Raw genomic sequence first — 23,019 nt, forward strand, 5'->3', positions numbered from 1 at the left:
AACCATGTTCACGGGCTTTTGGTGGCTAGCGTGGACGCCATGACCGAGACACTGAACGCACCGACCACCACCGACCACGCCAAGCGGATCGACATCTATGGCGTCGCTCCCGAGCTCTACGCGGGGATGATGGCCTTCAGCAATGCCGCGTCCAAGGAACTTGATTCGACCATCGGCGAGCTGATCAAGATTCGCGCCTCGCAGATCAACCACTGCGCCTTCTGCCTGGACATGCACATCCACGACGCGCGCCGGTCCGGTGAGACCGAGCAGCGCCTGGCCCTGGTTGCGGCATGGGAAGAGGCCGGTGATCTGTTCACCGAGCGCGAGCGGGCCGCGCTGGCCATCACCGAGGCCATCACCGACCTGAGTCAACGGTCGGTTCCCGACGACGTGTACGCCCGTGCTGCAGCCGTGTTCACCGAGCGCGAGCTTGCGCACGTCATCGGCATGGCCGCCGTCATCAACTCCTGGAACCGGCTGAATGTGGCTACGAAGAAGGCCGTCCCGCGCCGCCGCTGAATGTGCGGATCGCAGAAGCGAATTCGTCGGGGGCGTCGGACTCGACATAGGTTCCGGCGCCCTCGACGATGACGGTCGTGTGGTCGGGGAACGTCGCCTCCAGCCGTTCGCGCTCCTGGGTGCGGAAGGCGATGTCGGCGTCGCCCCAGACGATCAGGGTCGGTAGGTGGGCGATGTCCGGCAGCCCGCGCTCGACCTCCGCGAAGAAGTCCCGGCTCGCCAGCACGCGGCCGGGAAGCACGGCCGACGCCTGGCGCCGGTCCGCGGTGTCCAGCGCCCGCCGGTAGTGGTCCATCTCGGCGTCGGTGAGCTTCCGTCTCCGGTGGCCGGTGGGGATGAACGCGTTGACCAGCAGATTGAACTGGCGGACCAGGAAGCGCGTCGGCGGCCCGCCCATGATGCGGCCGAACGCTTCGAAGTGCAGCTCGCCGTTGACCGGCCAGGCCCAGGTATTCGCCAGCACCAGCCGATGGAAGACCCCCGGCCGCCGCTGGGCCACCGCAAGGCCGATCATGCCGCCCCAGTCCTGTCCGACCAGCGTGACGTCCTTCAGATCGAGAGCGTCGACGAACGTGGTGACGACATCCGCGTGCTCCTCGGGCAGGTAGCGATAACCGGGCCTGGGCGTCGACAGTCCGAAGCCGGGGTAATCGAGGGCAATGCACCGAAAGTCCTTGCGCAGCAAGCTGATCACGTCGCGGAAGAGGAATGACCAGGTCGGGTTGCCGTGCAGCATCAACAGCGTGGGGCCGGCTCCCTCGTCGACGTGGTGGACGGTGTGGCCGTCGATCTCGATGAAGTGGCTCTCGAACGGGAACAGTTCGTCGTCGACCCAGGCGGGCCGTGTGGTCTGTGCGGTGTTGGTCATGGCAACCCCTGTTGGATCGGCTTTCCCGGTATGCTTGAACATCTCACAGTCACTTGAGAAATTCAAGCAGAAGGATGGCGATGCGGAGCTACGACCAATACTGTGGGCTCGCCCGTTCGCTCGAAATCGTCGGCGACAGATGGAATCTGCTGATCGTCCGGGAATTGCTCATCGCACCCGCCCGCTATCGCGACCTGATCGACCATCTCCCCGGTATTGCAACCAACCTGCTCGCGGATCGGCTCCGGGACCTCGAGGCGGCGGGCGTCGTCGAGCGGCGGTTGGCCGGCGAGGGGAGTGCGGTCGAGTACACCCTCACCCCGTGGGGCGCGCAGCTGCGCCAGCCGATCGAGAGCCTGCTCCGCTGGTCCACGCCGCTGATGATCAGCGGTCCCGCGGGCGGTGACTCCTTCCGGCCCGAGTGGCTGACCCTCGCTGTCCCGGCTCTGCTCAACGGCCGGGTCAAGGTCCGCTCCGCCGTGACGATCGGCCTCGTGGTCGACGACCGGACCCTGCAACTCCGCGCGACGCGCTCCGGCTTCGAGGTCGGTCCGCACGACGGCCGCAAGCTCGATGCCACCGTGACGGCGATCCCCGCCTGCATCCTCGGTCTCGCTGCGGGCGCACTCAGCCTCGGTGATGCGCGTGCGCTCGGGCTGGTCGAAGTCGACGGCGATGAGGCTGTCGCCCGATCGGTCCTCGGTGCGTGAGTGGTGGGTCGGGCTGACCCGGTAGCAACTCTCATGCCCGGGGCCCGGCGGTGCCGCTGGGCTCGGGAACGCGCCTCGCGGGGAGCGTGGGCCCGGGACGCCGACGCGGCGTAGTCGGCGAATCGCGGCCATCTGCGAGCGCCGAGCCGAGCAGTAGCTTGCGCAATATTTCCAATTGGCAGCAATTGGCGCGGCGGCGGCCGGAGCCAGAGAAAAATAGACGTAATAGTCAATTATGAATGCATCTAACTCTGGTTTTCGAACGCCAAATCTCGGCTGACCAGCTAATAACCTAGGCGTAAATGGGCGCTCCGGGTGGCCATTTCGCGGAAAATGAAACACGTTCCATCCGTCGATTTCCGGCAACTGCGCGGCAATATGGATTTATGGTGCTGTGGTCAATATCACATCTACCTTCGGGGAAGCACCATGCAAATTGCTGTTCGCTCCAGCCTCACGACGGGCGTCGCACTGATGGGTGCCGGGGTCATCGCTCTGGCTCCGGTCACCCACCAGCCGGCGCCGGATCTGCACCTGCCGGCACTGCATGCAAGTGCGGTACAACTCGCCGCGCAGGTGAACCCGATCACCCAATGGGGACAGATCATCACCGAGGCGCTGCAGAACACCAAGGGCATCGTCACCGGCGTGATCGCAGACCCGGCGCCCGTCCTCGGCCAGGTGGTGCGGAACCAGATCGCCAGTGCCGTCGCGGTCGGTGGATCCGTGCGGGACTATCTGGTTGCGGTCGGGCAGCAGTTGGGCACGACGCCGGAGTCCTTGAAGCAGGCGTTCCAGCAGCTCGCCGCCGGGCATGTCGCTGACGCGGTGCAGACGTTGTACAGCGCGGTGCTCACGCCCTTTGTCCTGCCGATCCTGACCACGAGCATCCTCACCGATGTGCAAGCGGCATTCCGTAAGCCGGTGCAGAACATGCTGAACGTGATCGACACGGCGATCACCTCACCGACCGGCATGGGCTGGGTTCTGACGGCCGGATTGCCATTGCTTGCGGTGATGAGTGACGTCGTGACCGCCACCGGCGACGGACTGCAGAACGTGGTCAACGCGTTCAGCGCGAAGAATCTGGGTGCTGTCGTGAACGCGATCGTTGCGATGCCCGGATCCATCACCGGTGCCTTGCTCAACGGTTACAACGGCGACGGCGCGGGCATTCTCGGGCCGAACGGCATCGTGCAAGGGCTGCGAAATGCGTTGGGCATCATCGCAACCGCGATCAAGCCGGTGACCCCGCCGCCCGCCGCCGCAGTCAGTGTTCCGTCGCCGGCGTCGGCGACGGTCTCCGTCTCGATTGACGCGAAGGCGGCGCTGACTGCCAAGCCGGCCGCGGCGGCAAGTCCGCTCGCGGTGGCTCCGGCCGCGTCGCCGGACAAGACGGCCTCCGAGAAGACCGGTGCGGACAAGACCGGAGCCGACAAGACCGCGGCCGACAAGACCGGGGCTGACAAGACCGGTGCCGACAAGACCGCGGCGGGCGCTGACGACAACGCTGCGGCGCCCGCGGCCGGTGCCGGTGACGACTCCGCGTCGGAGACCAAGCCGGCCGCGTCCGACAAGGGCGAGGCTCCGGCGGCTGATTCGGGTACCGACTCCGCCGCGGCCGCGGTGAAGCAGGATCGCCGGACGCGCGGTGCCAAGTCGTCGAGCAGCGCTACCGGAGCGTCCACCGCAGACGGGACCAAGAGTGCCGACGACGGGACGACGACCCCCACGCGCAAGAGCACCCCGAAAACCAAGCGGGACGCGAAGGCGAAGGGCGCGGACAACGCCGCGTCGGGCTCCGGTACCAACAGTGGTCACTCGCGTGATGCGGCCGGCAAGTCACAGGGTGCCGGCAAGAGCGATCATGGTTCGGCCAAGGGCGGCGGTGAGTAACAGCCGACTGGTGCCCTGAATCTGGACGCGCTGGTGCTCGGGATCGGCCCGCACTCCGACCGATCCCGAGCGTCGCGGTGAATCAAGCAGTGGTGTCGAAAGCGTCCCGGATGCTCTCGCGAGAGGCCGAGACCTGCGCTTCGATGGCCTCGCGGGCCGACGACGCGGTGGTGCGCAGCTCGCCCCACTCGCGCGAGGCGACCTCGCGGACGTCCTCGACGCCCTGGGCCGCGGTCCCGGCCACGGTGAACAGGCCGTCCACCGCGGTCGCGGTCAGGGCGCCCTGGGCGCGGACCAGCGAGCCGGCCACCTGCGACGCACCGGCGATGATGGCGTTGGGGCCGACGGCGTTACGGCCGACGTATTCGCCGACGGCGCTGCGGATGTCGCGTCCCGACTCGGCCAGGACGTCCTGGACAGCCGAACCGGTCTCGCTCACCGCATCCGGCAGGGTGGCGCCGTCACGGATGGAGGAGATCACCTTGGCGGGCGACTCGACGACCGCCTCGGTGGCGGCGGAGGTCGCGCTGACCAGTTGACGGGTGAGGCTGTGGCCGGCGTCGAGCTGACGCTCCAGCACGCCGCTCAGCACCTCGCGGATGGCCAGGCCGGTGTTGGTCGCCTCTTCGGCGGCGGCCTTGGTGGTCTCGACGAGCTCGGCCTCGATGACCTGCCCGTTCGCGGTGTCGTTGGTGGTGGGAGTTTCGGTGATGGTCATGGTTGCTCCTGTTGGAACGCGGAAAGCCGGTCGCCCCAATTGAACTCCGCGCCACCGAACCCGAGGTGACGCTCAGGTGACCGGCCGGATCCGTGGGGACAACCAGCTAATCCCGGCGCAGTGACCTGCGCGACACGCGGCCGGTGGATAACGCCGCGCCGGATCGGCGAGGTGGCGAACTACACCCAGTACGGCACGCGCGCGCGGTACTGCCGCATCGCCAGCGCGGCGACGATCCAGCCCGCAACGGTCAAGGTGATCACCACGAGCCAGTGCCGCAATTCCTGGGGTTCACCGAGCAGCGGCGCCCGCACGATGTCCACGTAGTGCAGAAGTGGGTTCAGCTCAATGATTTTCGACCAGGTGCCCGCACCCTGAAGGCGCAGTGTCTGGTCGTTCCAGATGATGGGCGTGATGTAGAAAAGCAGCTGCACCAGGCTCGCCAGCAGCGGACTGATGTCCCGGTACCGCGTCGCCAGGATGCCGAAACACAACGCGACCCAGACGCAGTTGGCCACGATCAGCGCCAGCGCGGGGATCACCGACAGGTCGGCCCACGACCACGGCTTGGGGAAGATGATCGCGATGATCACGAAGATGATGATGTTGTGCGCGAACAGCAGCACCTGCCGCCACACCAACCGGTAGACGTGCACCGACAGCGGCGTCGGAAGTTGTTTGATGAGGCCCTCATTGGCGATGAACACGTCAGCGCCTTCGAGGATCGACGCGTTGATCAGGTTCCAGATGATCAGGCCCAACGTCACGTAGGGCAGGTGCTCGGCCAGCGGTAGGTGGAACAGCTGCGAGTACAGGCCACCCAGTGCCACAGCCATGGTGCCGGTGGCGATGGTGATCCAGATGGGGCCGAGTACCGAGCGCCGGTAGCGTTGCTTGATGTCCTGCCAGCCCAGGTGCAGCCAGAGCTCGCGCTTGCCGAAGCCGGTCACCAGGTCGCCCCAGGCGCGGCGCAGCGTCTTGGACTGCGCGGCCGCGTCGGTGAACGTCATCGCTGTCCTCCTGTCGTGGGTCCGCCCGCACCGGGCCTGCTGAACTTCTCGTCTCGTCCCAAGCGGCGCAACCGCATCCACTCACGCAACCCGGCCGGATCACGCCGGGTGATCAGGAAGTACCACCCGAATCGCACCCATTCCTGGGGAACCAGCTTGCGCAGACCTGGTTGGGACTGCAGGTAGCCGCGGTTGCGGTACGTGAAATAGCGCTTGGTGGCGTCGTCGGGGTACTGCGTGTGCATGCGGCCGCCGAGGATCGGCTTGAACTCGTCGGACCCCTGCGGGTGCAGGTACACCGCGTTCAGGCACGTCCCGAACGGCAGGCCGGAGCGGACGAGCCGGCGGTGCACCTCGACCTCGTCACCGCGGACGAACAGCCGGATGTCCGGTACGCCAACGGCTTCCAGCGTCGCGGCCCGGAACAGTGCGCCGTTGAACAACGACGCGATGCCGGGCAGCAGGTCGACGCCGGCATTCTTGTCGACCTGCAACTCGGACACATAACGCCGCCACACCAACCCGCGGCGCAACGGAAAGGCCAGGCGGGCAGGTTCATTCAGGTCGCACACCATGGGGGACACCTCGGCCAGGTCGTGCTTGGCCGCACAGTCCAGCAGCGTCGCGAGTATGGACGAGTCGGCGGGGCGTCCGTCGTCGTCGGCCAGCCAGACCCACTCGGCGCCGAGGGCCAGGGCATGCAGGATGCCCAGCGCGAAACCGCCTGCGCCACCGAGGTTCCGGGCCGAACCGAGGTACGTCGTCGCGACCGGCTGCGATTCGACGAGAACCCGCACCGCCGGGTCGTTGTCGTTGTCGACGACTACGACGTGATCGGGCAGTCGCGTCTGCGAGCACACCACGGCAAGGGATTTCGCCAACAACTCCGGCCGCCGGTGCGTGACGATCACCGCGCACAACATGTCGGTCACGCCTGGCGCTCGCGCTCGTTCTCTTCGAGCACCTCGCGCACGTGCCGGGCCGCGTCCTCGCCCTCATAGGCGCGCACGACTTCCTCGATGCCGCCGGTCATGCGGATGGTGCCGTGGTCGACCCACATCGCGGTCTGACACAGGCGGGCCAGGAATTCGTTGGAATGGCTTGCGAACACCAGGATCCCGGAGCGTTCCACCAGGGCTTGCAGCCGGGTGCGCGCCTTCTTCAGGAACTCCGCGTCGACCGCGCCGATGCCCTCGTCGAGCAGCAGGATCTCGGGGTCGATGCTGGTGACGACGCCCATGGCCAGGCGCACGCGCATACCCGTGGAGTACGTGCGCAGCGGCATCGACAGGTACTCCCCGAGTTCGGTGAACTCGGCGATCTCGTCGACCTTGGCCAGCATCTGCTTGCGGGTCTGTCCGAGGAACAGACCGCGGATGATGATGTTCTCGAAACCGGAGATCTCCGGGTCCATGCCGACACCCAGATCGAAGACCGGGGCCACGCGGCCGCGGACGGTCGCCGAACCGCGCGTCGGTTCGTAGATGCCCGACAGCAGGCGCAGCAGCGTCGACTTGCCGGCGCCGTTGTGCCCGACCAGTCCCACCCGGTCGCCCATCTTGAGCGACATCGTGATGTCCCGAAGCGCTTCGATCACAACGACATTCGACTCGTTGCGGTTGATCCCGCCGCCGGCCTTGCCCAGGAAGGCCTTCTTGAGCGAACGGGATTTCGCGTCGAAGATCGGGAATTCGACCCACGCGTTCTGCGTGGAGATGTGCGGTTCCGTCACGGTCTACAGGTACTGGCCGGTGCCGGACTGGAACGGGCCGCGGCCACCGTCGGCGCCGGGCGGCAGGGCGCCCTGGCGCATCTGCTCGAGCTGTGCGCGGGCGGCCATCTGCTGAGCGAACAGGGCCGTCTGGATGCCGTGGAACAGGCCCTCGAGCCAGCCGACCAGCTGGGCCTGCGCGATGCGCAGCTCGGCGGCCGACGGCACCTTCTCCTCGGAGAACGGCAGTGACAGCCGTTCCAGCTCCTCGGTCAGTTCCGGGGCGAGGCCGTCCTCGAGCTCCTGGATGCTCGACCGGTGGATGTCGCGCAAGCGGTTCCGGCTGGCCTCGTCGAGCGGCGCGGAGCGTACTTCTTCCAGCAGCTGCTTGATCATGGTGCCGATGCGCATGACCTTGGCCGGCTGCTCGACCAGGTCGGTCAGCGATTTGCCTTCGTCGCCCTGGTCGGAGTCCGGTCCCGGTTCCCCGCCCAATGCCAGGTCCCCGCCGATGACCTCGATGTTGTCGTCGTCGTCTTCTGGTTTCAGCGTCATGCCTGCAGTGTTCCTATCTGTTCGCCGGTGCGGCGTCGCCGCGCCACTCGTAGATGCGGGACCGCCCATTGTCGTAGATCTTCGCCCACGACTTCGACCTATCCAGCGACACTAGTCCGTCGGGCATGACGAACCCCTTGACGATGGTCGAGCTGGTGATCACGTACTTGATGTTCAGGGCGTGCACGGCCTCGGCGATCCGCCGATCGGTGTCGGCGTCGTCGGCGTAGGCCCAGAAGATGAAGCGGTGGTAGCCGGGGCCCTGTTGCTGCGGATAGTCGTAGTGGGTCCACAGCGGATGCAGGCCGGCGACCGCGTACATCCACGACGTGCCGTCGGTGTTGGCGTTGCCGATCAAGGTGTCCTTGGCGCCGGGCAGCGTCGCCAGGTAGGCAAAGGCCTGCAGGTTCTTGTCGTTGACCATGATCTGGTCGTACTTCTGGCCGATCAGGTAGCGGTGCCGCGGGAAGTAATGCCACGCCAGGCCGACAGTCGAAAACACGAGCAGGGCCACTGTCACCACGGCCCAGAACCGCTCTGTCCGGGGCGCACGTTTCTGCACCCAACCGACGGCGAAGGTGATGACGGCGAACAACGCGATGCCGGCGAACGGCGTGATCAGCAGGGTCACGACGGCGGACAACCGGCGCGGGTCGCTGTAGTAGAGGTCGGCGTACGGCCCGATCAGCGCGCCGATCGGGCCACCGAACGGCGCACCCGAATGCACGATCGCGACCATCAGCAGCACCCAGACCGCGGCCGGCCACCAGACCCGCTTGATCAGCAGGATCAGACCGCCGATACCGCCGAGCGCGATCAGGATGTTCTGGATCGGGTAGTCGTTGAGGTGGCGGGTGTGCTGAACGATCGCGTTGAACAGCGTCCGCAGCCGGCTCAAGTGGGTGACGAACGCATGACCGACGATGATGTCGGCCTGCGCCAGCACCCCGACGGACTGGGGCAGCAACAGCAGCAGCGACGGCACGGCGACGGCCGCAAGGGTCACGAAGTCGGCGAGCCGACCCCGCACGGGGTTGCGGAGGGTGTCGCACAGCCACCAGGCGCCGACGAAGGTGACGACGACGACGCCACCCGTGATGTGGGTGGAGAACACCCCGATCAGCGCGATGACGGCCAGCGGGATCCGGTCGCGGTGCCGCAGGCACGACATGATCAGCACGGTCGTGGGCCCGGCGAGGCCGTAGGCCACCAGGTTGGGGACGGCGGCAACGTCGAACTCGACGTACGGGAGCGCGGTGAACGATGCCGCGAGTGCAGCAGCCGCGGCGGCGGCACCGGCGCTCCAGCGCTGGCACTTGTACGGCCGGACCATGGCCCACGTCAGGCTCGCCGCGCTGACGGGGAAAAGCCAGATCGAGGCCGCCAGGGAGTGCAGGGTGTAGGCCGTGGTCGGGGCCGCGCCGGTGAGTTGGCAGAAGACGGCGGCGAGCGCGTGGAATGTCGACGGGTAGTACAGCAACGCGTGCGTCTCGACATTGCGAAGCTCACCCATGTGCAGCGGTGACGCCTGACCGACGTCGAGAATCCAGCGGATGGTGTTTCCGTGCCAGACCGAGTCCCAGGTGCTCGGAATGGATTGCCAATGCGGCATGCCGAGGATTGCTGAAATTGCGATCGCCGTCGCGCCGACGAGAATGCCCGCGGCGACGAACAGGGCCGGGCCGCGGCCGATCGCGAGGGCTTCCGCCGCGGTGTCCCGGTAGCGCCGCAGCGCACGACGAAGCGCGGCAACCACCGCTACCACGATGACGAACGCCAGCAAAGCCGTCCAGCCGTTCCATGGGACGCCGACGGCACCGAGTGGGACGACGGCCAAAGCTACGATGCCGTAGGTCACTGCGGGGCCGACCGCGACGGCAACGGGCCAGGTTAGCTGTGCTACGCGAGCGGTGATTGCTCCAGGGATCACCATGATCAACAGGGCGACAAGGACGCCAGACGCCAAGTTCACTGCACTAGTATGGCTGTTCGGGTGGCCCGGCTTTCGCCGGTGTGCAGCGGGGCACGCCCGCCGGAAAAATTTGGCTGGCAGGCCTGAATCGCTCGAAGGTTGGCATGGCATGGCATACGACGTCGCCCGGGTGCGCGGTCTGCACCCGTCATTGGGCGGCGGCTGGGTGCACTTCGACGCCCCGACCGGAATGCTGCTGCCGGACTCGGTAGCGACCACCGTTTCGACCGCCTTCCGCGGTTCCATGTCCTCGGCCGCCGGCCCGCATCCGGCCGCTCAGCGCAGCGCGGCGGTTCTGACCGCAGCGCGCCAGGCGGTCGCCGATCTCGTCGGCGGCGACCCGCGTGGCGTGGTGTTCGGCGCCGACCGGGCCGTGCTGCTGAACTCGCTGGCCGAGGCGTCGGCGTCGCGGTCGGGCCTGGGCTACGAAGTGGTCGTCACCCGCCTGGACGACGAGGCCAACATCGCCCCGTGGCTGCGGGCCGCGAATCGCTATGGCGCCAAGGTGAAGTGGGCCGAGGTCGACATCGAGACCGGCGAACTGCCCAGCTGGCAGTGGGAGACGCTCATCACCCGGCCGACCCGGCTGATCGCGATCACGTCGGCATCCTCGAAGCTCGGCACCGTCACCGATCTGCGGCCCGTGACCAAGATGGCGCGGGAGAACGGTGGCATGGTCGTCGTCGACCACTCCGTGGCCGCGCCGTACCGCCTGCTGGACATCAACGACGTCGACGCCGACGTGGTGGCGCTCAACGCGATCGCGTGGGGTGGCCCGCCGATCGGTGCGCTCGTTTTCCGGGATCCGGCGATGATCGACACCTTGGCGGCGGTGTCACTCGATCCGAATGCCACGGGCGCCGCGCGTCTGGAAGTCGGCGCGCACCAGTTCGGCCTGCTCGGTGGCGTCGTCGCCAGCATCGAGTACCTGGCCAACCTGGACGACGCCGCCACCGGCACCCGCCGCGAACGGCTCGCGCGCTCCATGCAGTCGGCGGAGGCCTACCTGGGACGGGTGTTCGGGTACCTGCGTAACTCGCTGCGGTCGCTGCCGTTGGTCATGGTGCTCGGCGCGCCCGAGGCCGCCATTCCGGTGCTGAGCTTCGCGGTGCAGGGCGTGCCCGCCGACACCGTGATCAGCCGGCTCGCCGACAACGGCGTGCTGGCCGTGTCTGACGGCAACTCCCGGGTGCTGGAGGCCATCGGTGTCAATGACATCGGCGGCGCCGTCACGGTCGGCCTCGGGCACTACACCACCACGGCTGAAGTGGATCAGCTGGTCCGCGCGCTGGCCTCGCTCGGTTAGTTACGCGTAGTCCAGCGCGTCGCGCAGCAGCTGCGGAGGTTCGACCTTCCCGGAGCCATCGGTCGCGATGCAGACGTAGACGGTCTTTGCGGTGACGATGGGCCGCGTGGAATCGCCTGCGTGGATGAGGAATTCGACGGTGAACGAGGTGCGTCCCCGGGCGGGCACCGTGACGTCGACGTGAATCTGGTCGCCCCACTTCAGAGAGCCCGACCAGTCCAGTTCGGTGTGGACCACCTGGGCGTCGACGCCCGCTTCGAAGATGTCGCGCCACGACGCCGTCTGCGCGACGAACGCGCCGAAGGCCTCGTCCATGTAGGCCAGGTACCACATGTTGAAGACCACGCCCTGCTGGTCGACCTCGAGATAACGGACCGGCGCGGTGTAGGTGAACGTCACACCGTCAACCTAATCCCGCACCCGCAGAAGCACTTTGCCGGACACGGCGCCTTCCTGCAGGAGCTGGTGGGCTGTTCCCGCCTGCTCGATGGGCAGCTCGGTACCGATGATCGGACGCACCCGGCCGTCGGCGATCATGGGCCAAACATGTTGCACCACTTCGGAAATCACCGCGGCCTTGCCGGACGGCCCGTCCAGCGGGCGCGAGCGCAACGCGGTGCCGATGACGCCGGCCCGCTTGGCCAGGAGCTTGGCGATATTCAGCTCGCCCTTGACGCCGCCCTGCATGCCGATGATCACCACGCGGCCGTCGGGGGCGAGCGCGTCAATGTTCCGGTCCAGGTACGAGGCTCCCATGATGTCGAAGATGACGTCGGCGCCGCCCGCCTCCGCCACCCGCTCGACGAAGTCCTCGTCGCGGTAGTTGATCAGGATGTCGGCGCCGAGTTCGCGGCAGAGCTCGAGCTTTTCGAGTGACGCGGTGACCGCGACGCGGGCGCCCAGCGCGTGCGCGACCTGGATGGCATGCGTGCCGATACCGCTCGCGCCGCCGTGCAGCAGCACCAGCTGGCCGGCGCTCAGGTGGGCGGTCATGCCCAGGTTGGACCACACCGTCGCGGCGACCTCCGGCAGGCCGGCGGCATGATGCAGCCCCACACCCGCCGGGATCGGCATGACCTGGGCTGCCGGCACTGCCACCTTCTCGGCATAGCCACCGCCCGCGAGCAGCGCGCACACCTCGTCACCGACAGCCCAGTTCTCGACGCCGGCGCCGACGGCGGAGATGACGCCCGAGACCTCCAGCCCGAGGATTTCGCTGGCGCCCGGCGGCGGGGGATAGAGGCCGGCGGCTTGCAGCAGGTCGGCCCGGTTCACCCCGGCGGTCGTCACGTCGATGACGACTTCGCCATCGGCGGCCGTCACCTCCGGTACCTCGGACCATGCCAGCTGACCTGGGGATTCGACGACGATGGCGCGCATGGAGGCAACGCTACACACGGACCCTCCGAGCCTGCTCGAGCCCCGACCCCTTAGGCTGTTCCGCGGTGGCGTGGCAGAGCGGCCTAATGCACTCGCCTTGAAAGCGAGAGTTGGTTAAACCCAACCGGGGGTTCAAATCCCTCCGCCACCGCCAAGTCAGCACCAGCAGCCGCCGAAGGACGAGTTGTGCTCGTCGGTCTCGATCGACTGCTCGCGCACCACGGCGCTGCCGCCGCGCGGATCGAAGTGCAGCACCGAACTCACAGGGTCGTGCCGGATCCACGCGGCCACCGACAACGGATGCCCCTGGCCGATCATGTAGGAGGCCAGCTCGATGTGGCCGGGCGTCCCGAGACCGTGGAAATCGGACACCGCCGCGCGTATCCGCGGTCCCGACAGATCCCCTGCGGTGACGGCGACGTACTTCGCCCGGTGGTTCGGGCGTGGCGCATCAGGGGTGCCCATGGTCCGATGTTTCCACAGCGCCGTGAGCCGTTGGGGAGGCCGTCGAACAGTGGCTCACCGCGAAGTCCGAATGCCCCTGGTGGACCCAATTCCAGTCGTTCCGCTTGTTCTTCGGAACATGTTGACCGACAACAATATTCGGATACCTAATCCGCTCGCAGTACCTCAAGCATCCCCGGCCGCAGTAGATCGGCGATCCGGTCCCACGGCACTGTGACAGCCACATAGTCACCCAGGGCATGGGCCACCGGTACATAGACCTGAAGCCCGGTCGGCGTCGGCAGCCAGTTGACGTCGATGTCGTCCTGCGACAACTGCTGCGCATCCAGCCGTCCGCTGGTGTCCAGTTGCGGCAGCAGCGTCCGTAGCCGGGTCATCGCGGCCGCGTGATCCTGGTAGAGGTCGTTGACGGTAACCGGCGACGCGGTGCGGGTCGCGATCACCACTGTGCCCAGGCTTTGATTGGGGTGCGCGGCGCCCTTTCCGTACCAGAACAGCACGATGCGTCCGGCCACGACGCCGGAGCCGATTCTGGTTACGCCGCTGCGGAATCCGTCGATTACGCCATCGTCGACGCTCGTGGTGGCGGACTGCTCGGGCATGTCGGCCCGGGAGGCCCGCATGGCGGCGTTGAAGCGGTCGGTGACGGCTGGGTCGCCACCGGAAAGCTGCGGGATGGTCACCGACTTACCGGGCTGTGACCCGGGCGTGGTGATCGACGTGATCGCGTATCCGTGCGTTTCGGCGGCCGGCGGTGCGGTCGAGGTGGCACGGGTGGTCGTTGTGGTGCTCGTGCTCGTGCTCGCGGTCGTTGCGGTCGGCCTCGGAGCGGCCGGTGTACAACTAGCGAGGGTGACAACGGTCAGTGCCGCGGCCGTGATCAGGCGTGGTGCGGGCGTCATCGACGGCATGACGCGAATCTATCGGTCAACCAGTGATCAGCTGGGTACTTACCGGCGTCGTGCCGGTGGTCAGGTCCAGCACCGGGCAGTGCGCATCCACCGCGTCCTGGAGTTCCTGGTAGCGCTCGGCGGTCTCCGGACCGGAGACGTTGACGGTCACCCGAATCTGCTGGAAGCCGGGGCGCACGTTGTCGTCCAGCCCGAAGAAGCCGCGCACATCGAGATCGCCTTCCGCGCTTGCGCTGAGGGAATCCACCTGGATGCCGAGCCGCTCGGCCCAGAATCGGTAGGTGACCACCTGGCACGACAGCAGCGAAGCCAGGTAGTACTCGACGGGGTTGGGCGCCGTGTGCTGCCCGCCGAGGGCGGGCGGCTCATCGACGTGCACCTGGTACTTGCCCAAGGCGATCTCACTGCCGACGGTGCCTTCCGGCTGAGCCGTGGCCTTGAACACCACGGTGGCCGCGGCGGGATTGTCGGCGACGGCCGCCCGGGTGGCATCGGTGATCGCGTTGAGAGAAGTCACGGAAGCAGTCATGCGCCGACGTTATTTGCGTCGGCGTCGGGATTCGACCGTTGCGCCCACGATGAATTCAACTTTCGGTTTACGCTTCGGCCATACAACGGCTCAGATTGGACGAGAAGATGCCCGGTACCGCGGTTTCGGCCATGAGCAAGTTGATGTTTCGCGGCATGGACAAACTGCGGCACCGGGAGGCCTTCGACATCGGGGAGCCGACTGCCACCGATTTCGCCGGCTTCGAGCGGGCGCGGCAGATCGTGCTCGTCACGTTCAAGCGGTCCGGTGAGGCCATGCCCAGCCCGATCAATCACGGTGTCGCCGACGGGAAGTTGTATGTCCGCACCGACGCGTCGACGGGGAAGGTGAAGCGGCTGCGCAACGATCCGCGCGTGGTCGTGGTCCCGTGCAATCTTCGGGGCAAGCCGACAGGACAACCGGCGGCCGGCATCGCCCGCATCCTCCCGGAGGCCGAGCATGCCCACGCCGACGCCGTGATCGCCGCGAACTGGTCGCCGGCCATGAAGCTGTTCGAGCGGACGCTCGACAAGAGCAGTTCCGCCTTCGACATTCCGATGGCCTACATCGAGATCAGCCCGTGCGCGTCCTGAGGTTCATCTGGAGCGGGGTGCTGGCGTTCGACCGTGTCGGCAGACGTATTCCGCAGTTGATCCAAATCTGGCTCGGCGAGCTGTTTTTCGTTGTCCCGCTGATGTTCTTCATCGCCAAGATCATCGACATCCGCGGCGGATTCGGGGTACCGGGCACGGGTGGACGGCTGCCCGCCGTGTTCTGGGGCGCGCTGGCGGTCTCGCTGGTGGCGGGTTTCTTCTTCGTGCGCGGACTGGTCCGGCCCCGGGTGGTGGACGGGAGCTGGACGCCGATCTCGACCGCCGACATCGGTGACTTCACCGTCGGCGTCGGGGTCAAGAGCTGGACCGTCGAATACAAGTACCTGACGAGCCACCCGTCGTATGCCCTGCTGCTGCTCCTCACCCTGCCGATTCCGCTGGTGATGGTGCTGGCGACCATCGACCACGGCGGCAGCACGTTCTACTTCCGGGTGGCGGGCATCGTGGGCTTGTGCATCCTGGCCGCGATGGCACTTGCACGCGTATTGGCTTGGTATGTCTTCCGATTCGGTCGCAAGCAGCTGGAGAAGCAGGGGCCGCGTCAGGCGTGGGAGATCGCGTGGAAGCCGGTGTTGATGCTGCTGGTGATGATCTACGCCATCATCGGCATCCCGCTCGGCTGGATGTGGTTCCAGGAGCAGCGGACCATCGCCGCCTTGCCGGTGGTCTCGGTGCAGGACGGTGTCGACCACGTGGGGCAGTACCGTCGCGTCGACGGCGAAGTCGCCTCCGAGCCGGTGTACTGGGCGCCACGCGGGACGGGCCGCGGGGGTGACAACTACGCGGGTTCCGGTGTGCTGGTGAAACTTCCGTCCGGCGGCGACGCCCTGCTGCTGGCCGAGTCGATGTCGGTGCCCGACTTCATCGGCGTGATGCGTGACGTCAGGGACGGCAGGCTCAAGGCCCAGGGCAAGGTCATCGACGCCATCACAGACACCCAGGTGGAGTACTACGGCTTCCAGGTCGACGCGTTCCCAGAGCCGTCACCGGACGGCCGGGTGATGGTCCTGCTGAGCTACCCCTGACGGCGGACCTGAGGCGCTTCGTCTTCTGGCTTCACCATCTTTATTGGTAAGACCACTAGACCTCTTACCTTTTGCGGGCTACTGTCGTCGTCATGGAGTTGACGTCGATCAAGCGACGCTCGGCAGCGGACGAGGTGCACGACCAGCTGCTCAAGCAGCTCGTCGCGGGCGCCCAGCCGCCAGGCTCGCGCCTGCCGAGTGAGCGCAAGCTGGCCGAGGTACTGGGCGTATCGCGGCCCGTGGTGCGTGAGGCGATCCAGCGGCTGGTCGCGTCCGGGCATCTCGATGTCCGGCAGGGTGACGGCGCCGTCGTCAACGACATCACCCGCACAGGCGGCCTTGATCTACTGCCCTACCTGCTGGTGGAGGCGCCCGACGGGGCGATGGTGAACCCGTCGGTGGTGCGCAGCGTCCTGGAGGTGCGGGAGTACCTCGGCCCGTGGATCGCCGAACGGGCGGCGGCGCGGTCGGGACGCGGTCTCGCCGAACCACTGGCGCGGGCCCTCGCCGACATCGAGCGCGCGCAGAGCGGGCCGACGCAACAGCTGGCCGCCCTTGATTTCTGGGATTGCCTTGTCACCGGGGCGAATTCGATCGCGATGACGCTGATCTTCAACGGGATGCGCCGGGTGTACGAACCGATGCTCGCGGTCGTCGCCGACGCCGTGGCCGCCGCCGAACCCGCGGCCGGGTACCGCAAGCTCGCCGAGGCGGTGACGTCGGGCTCCGCGCTGAAAGCGCGCCGAGCCGCGTCGACCGTGCTCGGCGGCGCCACGACGGTGCTCACCGAATTTCTCGACCAGATGGAGGCGCAGTGACGATCACCGGTACCCGGGGCGTGACCCTCGGCCGGGCGGCCCGCGAGTTCTGGCGTCATCCGACGCCGTGGATGATCCTGACGCTCGTGGTCGGGGCGGTCGCAGCGCGGATCGCCGTCGGCGGCCTGGCGCTACGCGACCTGTGGGCGCCCCTGGTACTCGCGCTGCTGTTCCCGTTCGTGGAGTGGGTGATTCACGTCTTCATCCTGCACTGGCGACCACGGAAACTCGGCCGCGTCACAGTGGACACCCTCGTCGCCCGCGACCATCGACGACACCACGCGAATCCCCGCGAGATCGACCTGGTGTTCATCCCGACCCCGACGCTGCCGTGGCTGATCGCGGCGATCGTGGCGTTGCCGCTGGGCATCGGCGCCCTGGTGGGTGCGCCGGTTTCGGCCACGCTGTCGTTCATCGTGGTCGAATCGCTGATCCTGATGGGCTATGAGTGGACGCACTACCTGGTCCACACCGACTACAAGCCGCGCCACCGCTTCTACAAGGCGGTGTGGCGCAATCATCGCCTGCACCATTTCAAGAACGAGCACTACTGGTTCTCGGTCACCACGTCAGGCACCTCCGACCGGGTGCTCGGCACCTACCCGGACCCCGCCACCGTCGAGACCAGTCCCACGGCGAAGAACCTGCACGGGTCCCTGAATTAGGGACGCGGGTCGGTAACAACATCGATTTTTGCGGATGACTGTGCGTCTACGCAGTTGGGTACTCGTACTTTTTCTACGGCAGTGCACAGTCAACGTCCACAAGACATTTGCTTGTCAAGTGCCCAGCACTTGGCGATCCGACGGTGCAACCAGAGCGCCTCTGCCCACGAATTTGCGATCTGACCGCACGCTCGCGCTACACCCCACCCGAGCCGTTACCGACCCACGCTCCTAGCCGCCCTTACACGAGATGTCCACCCACGCAACGGTCATCTTCGTCCGGTCGATAATGGCGCCCGCGGAATCGACGTTGTCGTTGCGCAGCCCCTCGATGCCGAGGACCTTGCATCCGGATAGGGGATAGACCGCGGCGCCATTGAGCAGCACGGTGAACCCTTGCAACTGAAGCGCATTGATGGTGCCTTGTGCGTTGCCGAAGCCACCGGGACCACCTATGGCCTCGGCCGGCCCGGCCACCGCTGTCGCCGCCGCGATGAGGGCACCCACGGCAGCGCCGACGGCCGCCCGGCTGATTTTGGGCATGCGAGTACTCCGATTGTGCTGCAGGAGAATTCAGGGCTGGACGAAGGGCTTCGCGAAGGCGATCAGGTCGTCTTTGGGCGGCGGCACGTTGTACGTCTTGGTCTGCGTGTCGTCATCGAAAGACATGAACATCGGGCAGGTGGTGTCCGAATCGGACAACTCGGTGCTGCCGAGCTCTGTCCCGGTCGCGGCCGCCCGGACCGAGACGGCGTAGACGGTGGTCCGAAGGTCGACCTTGTTGGCGGTCGGGCGCCCGTTGTCCTGGTAGCCGGTGCATTCCTTGACGGATTGCTCGGTTTTGGTTTCCACGCAGACCACGGTGTCGATGGCGGCATAGGTGTTGCGGTCCGCATCGAATTGCACCGTCCAGTCGGACGGCAACGTGCTGGTGTCCTCGACAAGGTCGTGGCCCAGCGGAGTGAAGAGAATCGTCTTGTGGGACTTGGTATCCGGGCGGTAGCTGGCGGCGCGTGATTGTGTTGCGCCCTGACACACGGCCATGAAGTCCGCGCTCGTCAGCTTCGCGGGCGCAGGCGGGGTGGTGGGATCGAGGGTGGACGTCGGCTTAGCGGCGTCGACCCTGGAGCAGGCGCCGAGAAATGCGGTTCCCGCGACCACGATAGTGACGACGCACGCGCGATTGAGTTGGGGCACTGCGGTTCTCTTTCCCCTCGAGACGAGTTGCCATGGGCTGGCTGCCACTGACAGATAGGCAGCCGGGTTACAGCCCAGGGCAACTCGTCTTCAGGTGGGGAACGCGACCGCGCTCAGTGCAGCGTCAGCCAGGCCAAACTGCCCAGTCCGGCCACCACGCAGTAGATCGCGAATGGTGTCAGCGTGCGGGTCTCGAAGTACTTCACCAGGAACCGCACCGACAGATACGCCGCGACGAAAGCGGCCGCGCTGCCGGCCAGCACCTGGCCGCCGATGCCGTCGCCGGCCGGTCCGAACAGCTCCGGAATCTTCAGCGCCCCCGCGGCCAGGATCACCGGCGTCGCCAAGAGGAACGAGAACCGTGCGGCGTCCTCATGCGACAAACCGCGCAGCACGCCGGCGACCATGGTGGCGCCCGACCGGCTGATGCCGGGTAGCAGCGCCAGAATCTGAGCCGCGCCGATGCCCATGGCCTCCGGGATCGGGAGCCGGGCCAACCGTTCGTCGGAGTCGTTGAGGCCTTCCGAATGTTCGGCGGCGGGCACGGCCGAGGCCGTGCGGTGCCGAAGCCGTTCGCCCACAAAGAGAACGACGCCGTTGATCGCCAGGAACGCCGCGGCGGGGATCGGCTTGCCCAGCGACGTGCGCAGCGCGTGGTCCAGAGCCAGCCCGGCGATACCGACGGGGATGGTGGCCAGGATCAGCAGCCACGCCAGTCGCTCGGCGGAGGTGGTGATCTTCCGGTTCTTGATCGACGACACCAAACCACCGGCGACCGCCACCCAGTCCCGCCAGAAGAACACCAGCAGCGCCACGGCCGTCGCGACGTGCACGGCGACCAGGAACGCGAGGTACGGCGACTTCTCGGCCGTCATGCTCAGGTCCTGGGCCCATTGACCGCCGACGAGGGCCGGCACCAGGATCGAGTGGCCCAGGCTCGAGACCGGGAACAGTTCGGTGACACCCTGGAACGCGCCGACCACAATCGCTTCGATGTAGTTGAGGCTCAAGGTGATCGGTCCCTACTCGCCCTTGAATTCCGGCGCGCGCTTCTCGAACATCGCGGTGATGCCTTCGCTCAGGTCCTTCGACGCGATGAACGCCGAGTTCCACGCCGCCACGTACCGCAGGCTGGCCGAAACCCGTTCCGTGCGTTGCTCATCCAGCACATCCTTGACACCGCGCACCGTCAGCGGCGGGTTGGCGGCGATCTCGCGGGCGGTCTCGTGCGCGGCGGCCAGCGACGCGTCGGCGTCGGCGTAGACGTCGTTGACCAGGCCGATCTTCTCGGCGCGGGCAGCGTCGAAGTCCTTGCCGGTCAAAGCCAATTCGCGCAGATGTCCGTCGTTGAGGATCAGCGGCAACCGGGCCAGTGAACCCACGTCGGCGACGATGGCGAGCTTGACCTCACGCACCGAGAACTTGGCGTCGGCGCTCGCGTAGCGGATGTCGACCGCCGAGATCAAATCGACGCCGCCGCCGATGCACCAGCCCTGGATGGAGGCGATGGTGGGGGTCCGGCAGTCGGCGACGGCGGTGATGGCCTGTTGCATGGCCCGCAGCGCGGTGTGGAAGTCGGCGCGTTCCTTGGCCAGCCCACCGGCCAGCAGCGGTGCCAGCAGGCCGCCCATGGCGGGCAGGTCCAGTCCGTAGCTGAAGTTGTTGCCCGACCCGGTGAGCACGATGGCCCGCACGTCGGGGTCGGCGTCCAGGGCGGCGAATGCCACGGGCAGTTCGGCCCAGAAGGCCGGGCCCATGGCGTTGCCCTTGCCGGGGCCGAGCAGTGTCACCTGTGCGACGTGGTCCTTGGTCTCGATAGAAAGCGATTCGAAGCTTCCCGGGGTTTCAGCCATGATCGGCAGGCTAGCCGGTCAACCTGGGCGTAGCGTCTCGTCCATGACGATTCCGTCCGATGTGATCGAGGCCGGTGAGGCCAGTCTGGACGTGCTCGAGCAGGTGTTGGCCGGTCTCGGGCCTGACGATGCGACACGGCAGACACCGTGCACCGAGTTCGATGTGGCGGCGCTCACCGATCACTTGATGAACTCGATCACCGTCATCGGCGGGATCGCCGGCGCGCAGCTGCCCGAGCGGGACGCCAGCGCCCCGATCATCGACCAGGTGAGCGCTGCGGCGCGGCCCGCACTGGCGGCGTGGCGCAGCAGGGGGCTGGAGGGCACCGTCGCGGCGGGGCCGGGTGAGATGCCCGCCGCCATGATCGCCGGCATCCTGCCGCTCGAATTCCTGGTCCATGCCTGGGACTACGCCACCGCCGTCGGCCGCGAAGTGGACGCCCCGGACGACCTGGCCGAGTACGTGCTGGGGTTGACCCGAGCGGCGATCAGCCCCGCGGCGCGCGCGGCCGTCGGGTTCGACGATCCCGTCGAGGTACCGGCCGACGCGAGTGCACTGGATCAGCTGATCGGCTTCACCGGCCGCCGCGCCACCTGACGGCGAGGTCCAGGAACAGATCGTTCTCGTCCGGCACTGTGACGGTGACGCGCACGCCCTCGCCGCCGTAGGGCCGCACCAGCAGCTTGTTGTCGGCGGCGGAGTCGACGAAGTCGACGGTGTCTTCGGGGCTCAAGGGCAGCCAGACGAAGTTGGCCTGTGAATCGGGCAGTTCGAAGCCGGCGTCGCGTAGCGCGGTGCTGACCCGGGCCCGTTCGGCCACGACGGCGTCGGTGCGGGCCAGCAGTTCGTCGGCGGCGTCCAGACAGGCGATGGCCGCGGCCTGGCTGACGCTGGTCGCCGTGAACGGCACGTACACCTTGCCCAGGGCCGTGACGATGTCCTCGTGGGCGACGGCGTAGCCGATGCGCAGTCCGGCCAGCCCGTACGCCTTGGAGAAGGTGCGCAGGACGACGACATTCGGGTGCTTGCGCACCAGCGCCAGGCTGTCCGGCAGCAGGCCGTCCCGGATGTACTCCACGTAGGCCTCGTCAAGAACGACGAGAATGTGCGGAGGGACCTTGGCGACGAACTCGGCCAGTTTCACCGGGTCGACGACCGTCGAGGTGGGGTTGTTGGGGTTGCAGACGAAGATCAGTCGCGTGCGGTCGGTGATCGCGGCCAGCATGGCGTCCAGATCATGCGTGTGATCCGCCAGCGGGACGGGCACGGGCGTCGCACCGGCGGTACGGACCTGCAGTGGGTAGATCTCGAAGCTGCGCCACGCGAACAGCACCTCATCGCCGACCGAGGCGGTGATCTGGATGAGCTGCTGACACAGGCTCACCGACCCGCAGCCGACCGAAATCTGGTTGGGCGCGAACCCGACATGGGCCGCCAGCCGTTCACGCAGCGCGGCGTAGCCGTTGTCCGGATAGCGGTTGATGTTGTCCATCGCTTTGACGATGGCTTCCCGGACGCTGGGGAGCGGTCCGTCGACCGTCTCGTTGCTGGCGATCTTGATGGCGCCGGGCACTGTGCGGCCGGGGGTGTAGGCAGGCAGGGCGTCCATTTCGGGGCGCAGACGGGCGGTCACCCGGGACAGTCTAGGTGTCTGGCGAATGTGGCCCTGGCGTCGCGCTTTGCCATTGACGGCCTTGACTGTGTACCGTATGCCCTCGGCGGTTCCGGGGTGCAAGAGTCCGGTACCCTCGGATCGTTCAGGAGGCGTGCCAGAGCGGCCGAATGGGACTCACTGCTAATGAGTTGTCCCCCTTACAGGGGACCGGAGGTTCAAATCCTCTCGCCTCCGCCACATAACTGAATAGTTGTACCCATGCGCCCGTAGCTCAACGGATAGAGCATCTGACTACGGATCAGAAGGTTAGGGGTTCGAATCCCTTCGGGCGCACCACAAACAACAGGCCAGAAGCTCACGCTTCTGGCCTGTTGTCGTTGGCGGGTGAGTGCGGTCTCGTCAGCGCACCCTGAGGGCGCCCCTGATTGTCCCCATGACCGCCATTTCGAGTTCCTTGCGGGACGCAGGCCGGCCGATGGTGGTGTGCGTGACGAGCACGCCTAGGACGAGATGAAATATGGCCTGCGCGTCGCCATCTGGATCGCGAGATGAGACGCAGCCGGATCGGCAACCGTGCGCGATGGCCTCGCGCAGCGGCGCGACGAGTTCGTCGGACGGCGTCTCGATCATGGCGGCGACGCACGCGTGAATGCGCTCAATCGGGCTCTGTCCAGACAC

General features: G+C 67.0%; 27 protein-coding genes and 3 tRNA genes. 12 read left to right on the plus strand and 18 right to left on the minus strand.

Annotated elements, in window-relative coordinates; translation table 11 throughout:
• Positions 1-39 precede the first annotated feature (39 nt).
• Positions 40-522: a carboxymuconolactone decarboxylase family protein gene (locus ACJH6H_RS00085; protein WP_318983967.1), complete on the plus strand. Its 483-nt coding sequence runs from the start codon at positions 40-42 to the stop codon at positions 520-522.
• Here the strand turns inward: ACJH6H_RS00085 and ACJH6H_RS00090 are convergent.
• Positions 491-1,390 carry an alpha/beta fold hydrolase gene (locus ACJH6H_RS00090; RefSeq protein ID WP_318983966.1) on the minus strand — a complete coding sequence of 300 codons (900 nt, stop codon included), beginning with the start codon at positions 1,388-1,390 and terminating at the stop codon, positions 491-493. The genes ACJH6H_RS00085 and ACJH6H_RS00090 overlap by 32 nt on opposite strands.
• An 80-nt stretch (positions 1,391-1,470) precedes the next feature.
• On the opposite strand from ACJH6H_RS00090, the gene ACJH6H_RS00095 reads away from it, so the two are divergent.
• Together ACJH6H_RS00095 and ACJH6H_RS00100 are read left to right on the plus strand one after the other, a co-directional pair.
• Positions 1,471-2,100 (plus strand): helix-turn-helix domain-containing protein, encoded by a 630-nt coding sequence (locus ACJH6H_RS00095; protein WP_318983965.1) that lies wholly within the window; start codon positions 1,471-1,473, stop codon positions 2,098-2,100.
• Positions 2,101-2,529: 429 nt separating this feature from the next.
• Entirely contained in the window at positions 2,530-3,996 is a 1,467-nt protein-coding gene (locus tag ACJH6H_RS00100) for a hypothetical protein (protein WP_212807495.1), read from the plus strand.
• Positions 3,997-4,078: 82 nt separating this feature from the next.
• On the opposite strand, the gene ACJH6H_RS00105 is transcribed toward ACJH6H_RS00100, so the two are convergent.
• From ACJH6H_RS00105 to ACJH6H_RS00130, 6 genes are all read right to left on the minus strand, one after another.
• Positions 4,079-4,714, minus strand: a complete 636-nt coding sequence (locus ACJH6H_RS00105) for a hypothetical protein (RefSeq protein WP_212807493.1) — start codon at positions 4,712-4,714, stop codon at positions 4,079-4,081.
• A 179-nt stretch (positions 4,715-4,893) separates the two neighbouring features.
• Positions 4,894-5,724 (minus strand): ABC transporter permease, encoded by an 831-nt coding sequence (locus tag ACJH6H_RS00110; protein ID WP_212807491.1) that lies wholly within the window; start codon positions 5,722-5,724, stop codon positions 4,894-4,896.
• On the minus strand, positions 5,721-6,647 hold the full coding sequence (locus tag ACJH6H_RS00115) for a glycosyltransferase (protein ID WP_406774124.1): 927 nt from the start codon (positions 6,645-6,647) through the stop codon (positions 5,721-5,723). The genes ACJH6H_RS00110 and ACJH6H_RS00115 overlap by 4 nt, the downstream gene beginning before the upstream one ends.
• Before the next feature lie 5 nt (positions 6,648-6,652).
• Positions 6,653-7,456: an ABC transporter ATP-binding protein gene (locus tag ACJH6H_RS00120; RefSeq protein WP_406773992.1), complete on the minus strand. Its 804-nt coding sequence runs from the start codon at positions 7,454-7,456 to the stop codon at positions 6,653-6,655.
• A 3-nt stretch (positions 7,457-7,459) separates the two neighbouring features.
• The gene (locus ACJH6H_RS00125; RefSeq protein ID WP_061006242.1) at positions 7,460-7,990 is read right to left on the minus strand and encodes a bacterial proteasome activator family protein; all 531 of its coding nucleotides are present in this window, start codon (positions 7,988-7,990) and stop codon (positions 7,460-7,462) included.
• A gap of 13 nt (positions 7,991-8,003) precedes the next feature.
• Complete coding sequence (locus ACJH6H_RS00130) at positions 8,004-9,962, minus strand: DUF6541 family protein (RefSeq protein WP_374704308.1); 1,959 nt, start codon at positions 9,960-9,962, stop codon at positions 8,004-8,006.
• Between the two features lie 109 nt (positions 9,963-10,071).
• Here ACJH6H_RS00130 and ACJH6H_RS00135 point away from each other — a divergent pair, with 109 nt between their 5' ends.
• Positions 10,072-11,268, plus strand: coding sequence for a cysteine desulfurase-like protein (locus ACJH6H_RS00135; RefSeq protein WP_061006244.1), 1,197 nt, complete (start codon positions 10,072-10,074; stop codon positions 11,266-11,268).
• On the opposite strand, the gene ACJH6H_RS00140 is transcribed toward ACJH6H_RS00135, so the two are convergent.
• Both ACJH6H_RS00140 and ACJH6H_RS00145 read right to left on the minus strand, forming a co-directional pair.
• The gene (locus ACJH6H_RS00140; protein ID WP_205848823.1) at positions 11,269-11,667 is read right to left on the minus strand and encodes a thioesterase family protein; all 399 of its coding nucleotides are present in this window, start codon (positions 11,665-11,667) and stop codon (positions 11,269-11,271) included.
• Between the two features lie 9 nt (positions 11,668-11,676).
• Positions 11,677-12,648: an NAD(P)H-quinone oxidoreductase gene (locus ACJH6H_RS00145; RefSeq protein ID WP_133426168.1), complete on the minus strand. Its 972-nt coding sequence runs from the start codon at positions 12,646-12,648 to the stop codon at positions 11,677-11,679.
• A gap of 64 nt (positions 12,649-12,712) precedes the next feature.
• Between ACJH6H_RS00145 and ACJH6H_RS00150 the strand changes: the two genes are divergently transcribed.
• Positions 12,713-12,802, plus strand: a tRNA-Ser gene (locus ACJH6H_RS00150).
• Between the two features lie 2 nt (positions 12,803-12,804).
• Here the strand turns inward: ACJH6H_RS00150 and ACJH6H_RS00155 are convergent.
• The 3 genes from ACJH6H_RS00155 to ACJH6H_RS00165 all read right to left on the minus strand — a co-directional run bounded on the left by ACJH6H_RS00155 (position 12,805) and on the right by ACJH6H_RS00165 (position 14,553).
• Positions 12,805-13,113 carry a hypothetical protein gene (locus ACJH6H_RS00155; protein ID WP_133426167.1) on the minus strand — a complete coding sequence of 103 codons (309 nt, stop codon included), beginning with the start codon at positions 13,111-13,113 and terminating at the stop codon, positions 12,805-12,807.
• Positions 13,114-13,259: 146 nt separating this feature from the next.
• Complete coding sequence (locus ACJH6H_RS00160; protein ID WP_237162798.1) at positions 13,260-14,024, minus strand: hypothetical protein; 765 nt, start codon at positions 14,022-14,024, stop codon at positions 13,260-13,262.
• A gap of 16 nt (positions 14,025-14,040) precedes the next feature.
• The gene (locus ACJH6H_RS00165) at positions 14,041-14,553 is read right to left on the minus strand and encodes an OsmC family protein (RefSeq protein WP_133426166.1); all 513 of its coding nucleotides are present in this window, start codon (positions 14,551-14,553) and stop codon (positions 14,041-14,043) included.
• A gap of 131 nt (positions 14,554-14,684) precedes the next feature.
• On the opposite strand from ACJH6H_RS00165, the gene ACJH6H_RS00170 reads away from it, so the two are divergent.
• The 4 genes from ACJH6H_RS00170 to ACJH6H_RS00185 all read left to right on the plus strand — a co-directional run bounded on the left by ACJH6H_RS00170 (position 14,685) and on the right by ACJH6H_RS00185 (position 17,675).
• On the plus strand, positions 14,685-15,146 hold the full coding sequence (locus ACJH6H_RS00170; protein WP_205848822.1) for a PPOX class F420-dependent oxidoreductase: 462 nt from the start codon (positions 14,685-14,687) through the stop codon (positions 15,144-15,146).
• Positions 15,134-16,192, plus strand: coding sequence for a hypothetical protein (locus ACJH6H_RS00175; protein ID WP_406773993.1), 1,059 nt, complete (start codon positions 15,134-15,136; stop codon positions 16,190-16,192). Before ACJH6H_RS00170 ends, ACJH6H_RS00175 begins: the two co-directional genes overlap by 13 nt.
• 92 nt (positions 16,193-16,284) lie before the next feature.
• Positions 16,285-17,010 (plus strand): FadR/GntR family transcriptional regulator, encoded by a 726-nt coding sequence (locus ACJH6H_RS00180; RefSeq protein ID WP_406773994.1) that lies wholly within the window; start codon positions 16,285-16,287, stop codon positions 17,008-17,010.
• Positions 17,007-17,675: a sterol desaturase family protein gene (locus tag ACJH6H_RS00185; protein WP_406773995.1), complete on the plus strand. Its 669-nt coding sequence runs from the start codon at positions 17,007-17,009 to the stop codon at positions 17,673-17,675. The genes ACJH6H_RS00180 and ACJH6H_RS00185 overlap by 4 nt, the downstream gene beginning before the upstream one ends.
• Positions 17,676-17,906: 231 nt before the next feature.
• On the opposite strand, the gene ACJH6H_RS00190 is transcribed toward ACJH6H_RS00185, so the two are convergent.
• The 4 genes from ACJH6H_RS00190 to ACJH6H_RS00205 form a co-directional block, all read right to left on the minus strand.
• A complete protein-coding gene (locus tag ACJH6H_RS00190) occupies positions 17,907-18,218 on the minus strand; it encodes a hypothetical protein (RefSeq protein ID WP_064859389.1) in 312 nt (103 codons plus the stop codon).
• A gap of 30 nt (positions 18,219-18,248) precedes the next feature.
• Positions 18,249-18,872, minus strand: coding sequence for a hypothetical protein (locus ACJH6H_RS00195; protein ID WP_131808771.1), 624 nt, complete (start codon positions 18,870-18,872; stop codon positions 18,249-18,251).
• Between the two features lie 113 nt (positions 18,873-18,985).
• Positions 18,986-19,888 carry an undecaprenyl-diphosphate phosphatase gene (locus ACJH6H_RS00200; RefSeq protein WP_406774125.1) on the minus strand — a complete coding sequence of 301 codons (903 nt, stop codon included), beginning with the start codon at positions 19,886-19,888 and terminating at the stop codon, positions 18,986-18,988.
• 6 nt (positions 19,889-19,894) lie between these two features.
• Positions 19,895-20,725, minus strand: coding sequence for a crotonase/enoyl-CoA hydratase family protein (locus tag ACJH6H_RS00205; protein ID WP_064859386.1), 831 nt, complete (start codon positions 20,723-20,725; stop codon positions 19,895-19,897).
• A gap of 43 nt (positions 20,726-20,768) precedes the next feature.
• Here ACJH6H_RS00205 and ACJH6H_RS00210 point away from each other — a divergent pair, with 43 nt between their 5' ends.
• The gene (locus ACJH6H_RS00210; protein ID WP_406773996.1) at positions 20,769-21,323 is read left to right on the plus strand and encodes a TIGR03086 family metal-binding protein; all 555 of its coding nucleotides are present in this window, start codon (positions 20,769-20,771) and stop codon (positions 21,321-21,323) included.
• Here the strand turns inward: ACJH6H_RS00210 and ACJH6H_RS00215 are convergent.
• Positions 21,301-22,359 carry a pyridoxal phosphate-dependent aminotransferase gene (locus tag ACJH6H_RS00215; RefSeq protein ID WP_406773997.1) on the minus strand — a complete coding sequence of 353 codons (1,059 nt, stop codon included), beginning with the start codon at positions 22,357-22,359 and terminating at the stop codon, positions 21,301-21,303. The genes ACJH6H_RS00210 and ACJH6H_RS00215 overlap by 23 nt on opposite strands.
• 127 nt (positions 22,360-22,486) lie before the next feature.
• Between ACJH6H_RS00215 and ACJH6H_RS00220 the strand changes: the two genes are divergently transcribed.
• Both ACJH6H_RS00220 and ACJH6H_RS00225 read left to right on the plus strand, forming a co-directional pair.
• Positions 22,487-22,578, plus strand: a tRNA-Ser gene (locus ACJH6H_RS00220).
• Between the two features lie 23 nt (positions 22,579-22,601).
• Positions 22,602-22,677: transfer RNA gene (locus ACJH6H_RS00225), tRNA-Arg, on the plus strand.
• 63 nt (positions 22,678-22,740) lie between these two features.
• Here ACJH6H_RS00225 and ACJH6H_RS00230 read toward each other — a convergent pair.
• The gene (locus ACJH6H_RS00230) at positions 22,741-23,019 is read right to left on the minus strand and encodes a hypothetical protein (RefSeq protein ID WP_406773998.1); all 279 of its coding nucleotides are present in this window, start codon (positions 23,017-23,019) and stop codon (positions 22,741-22,743) included.

The sequence above is a fragment of the Mycobacterium sp. SMC-21 genome (assembly GCF_045310825.1).
GTDB lineage: Bacteria > Actinomycetota > Actinomycetes > Mycobacteriales > Mycobacteriaceae > Mycobacterium.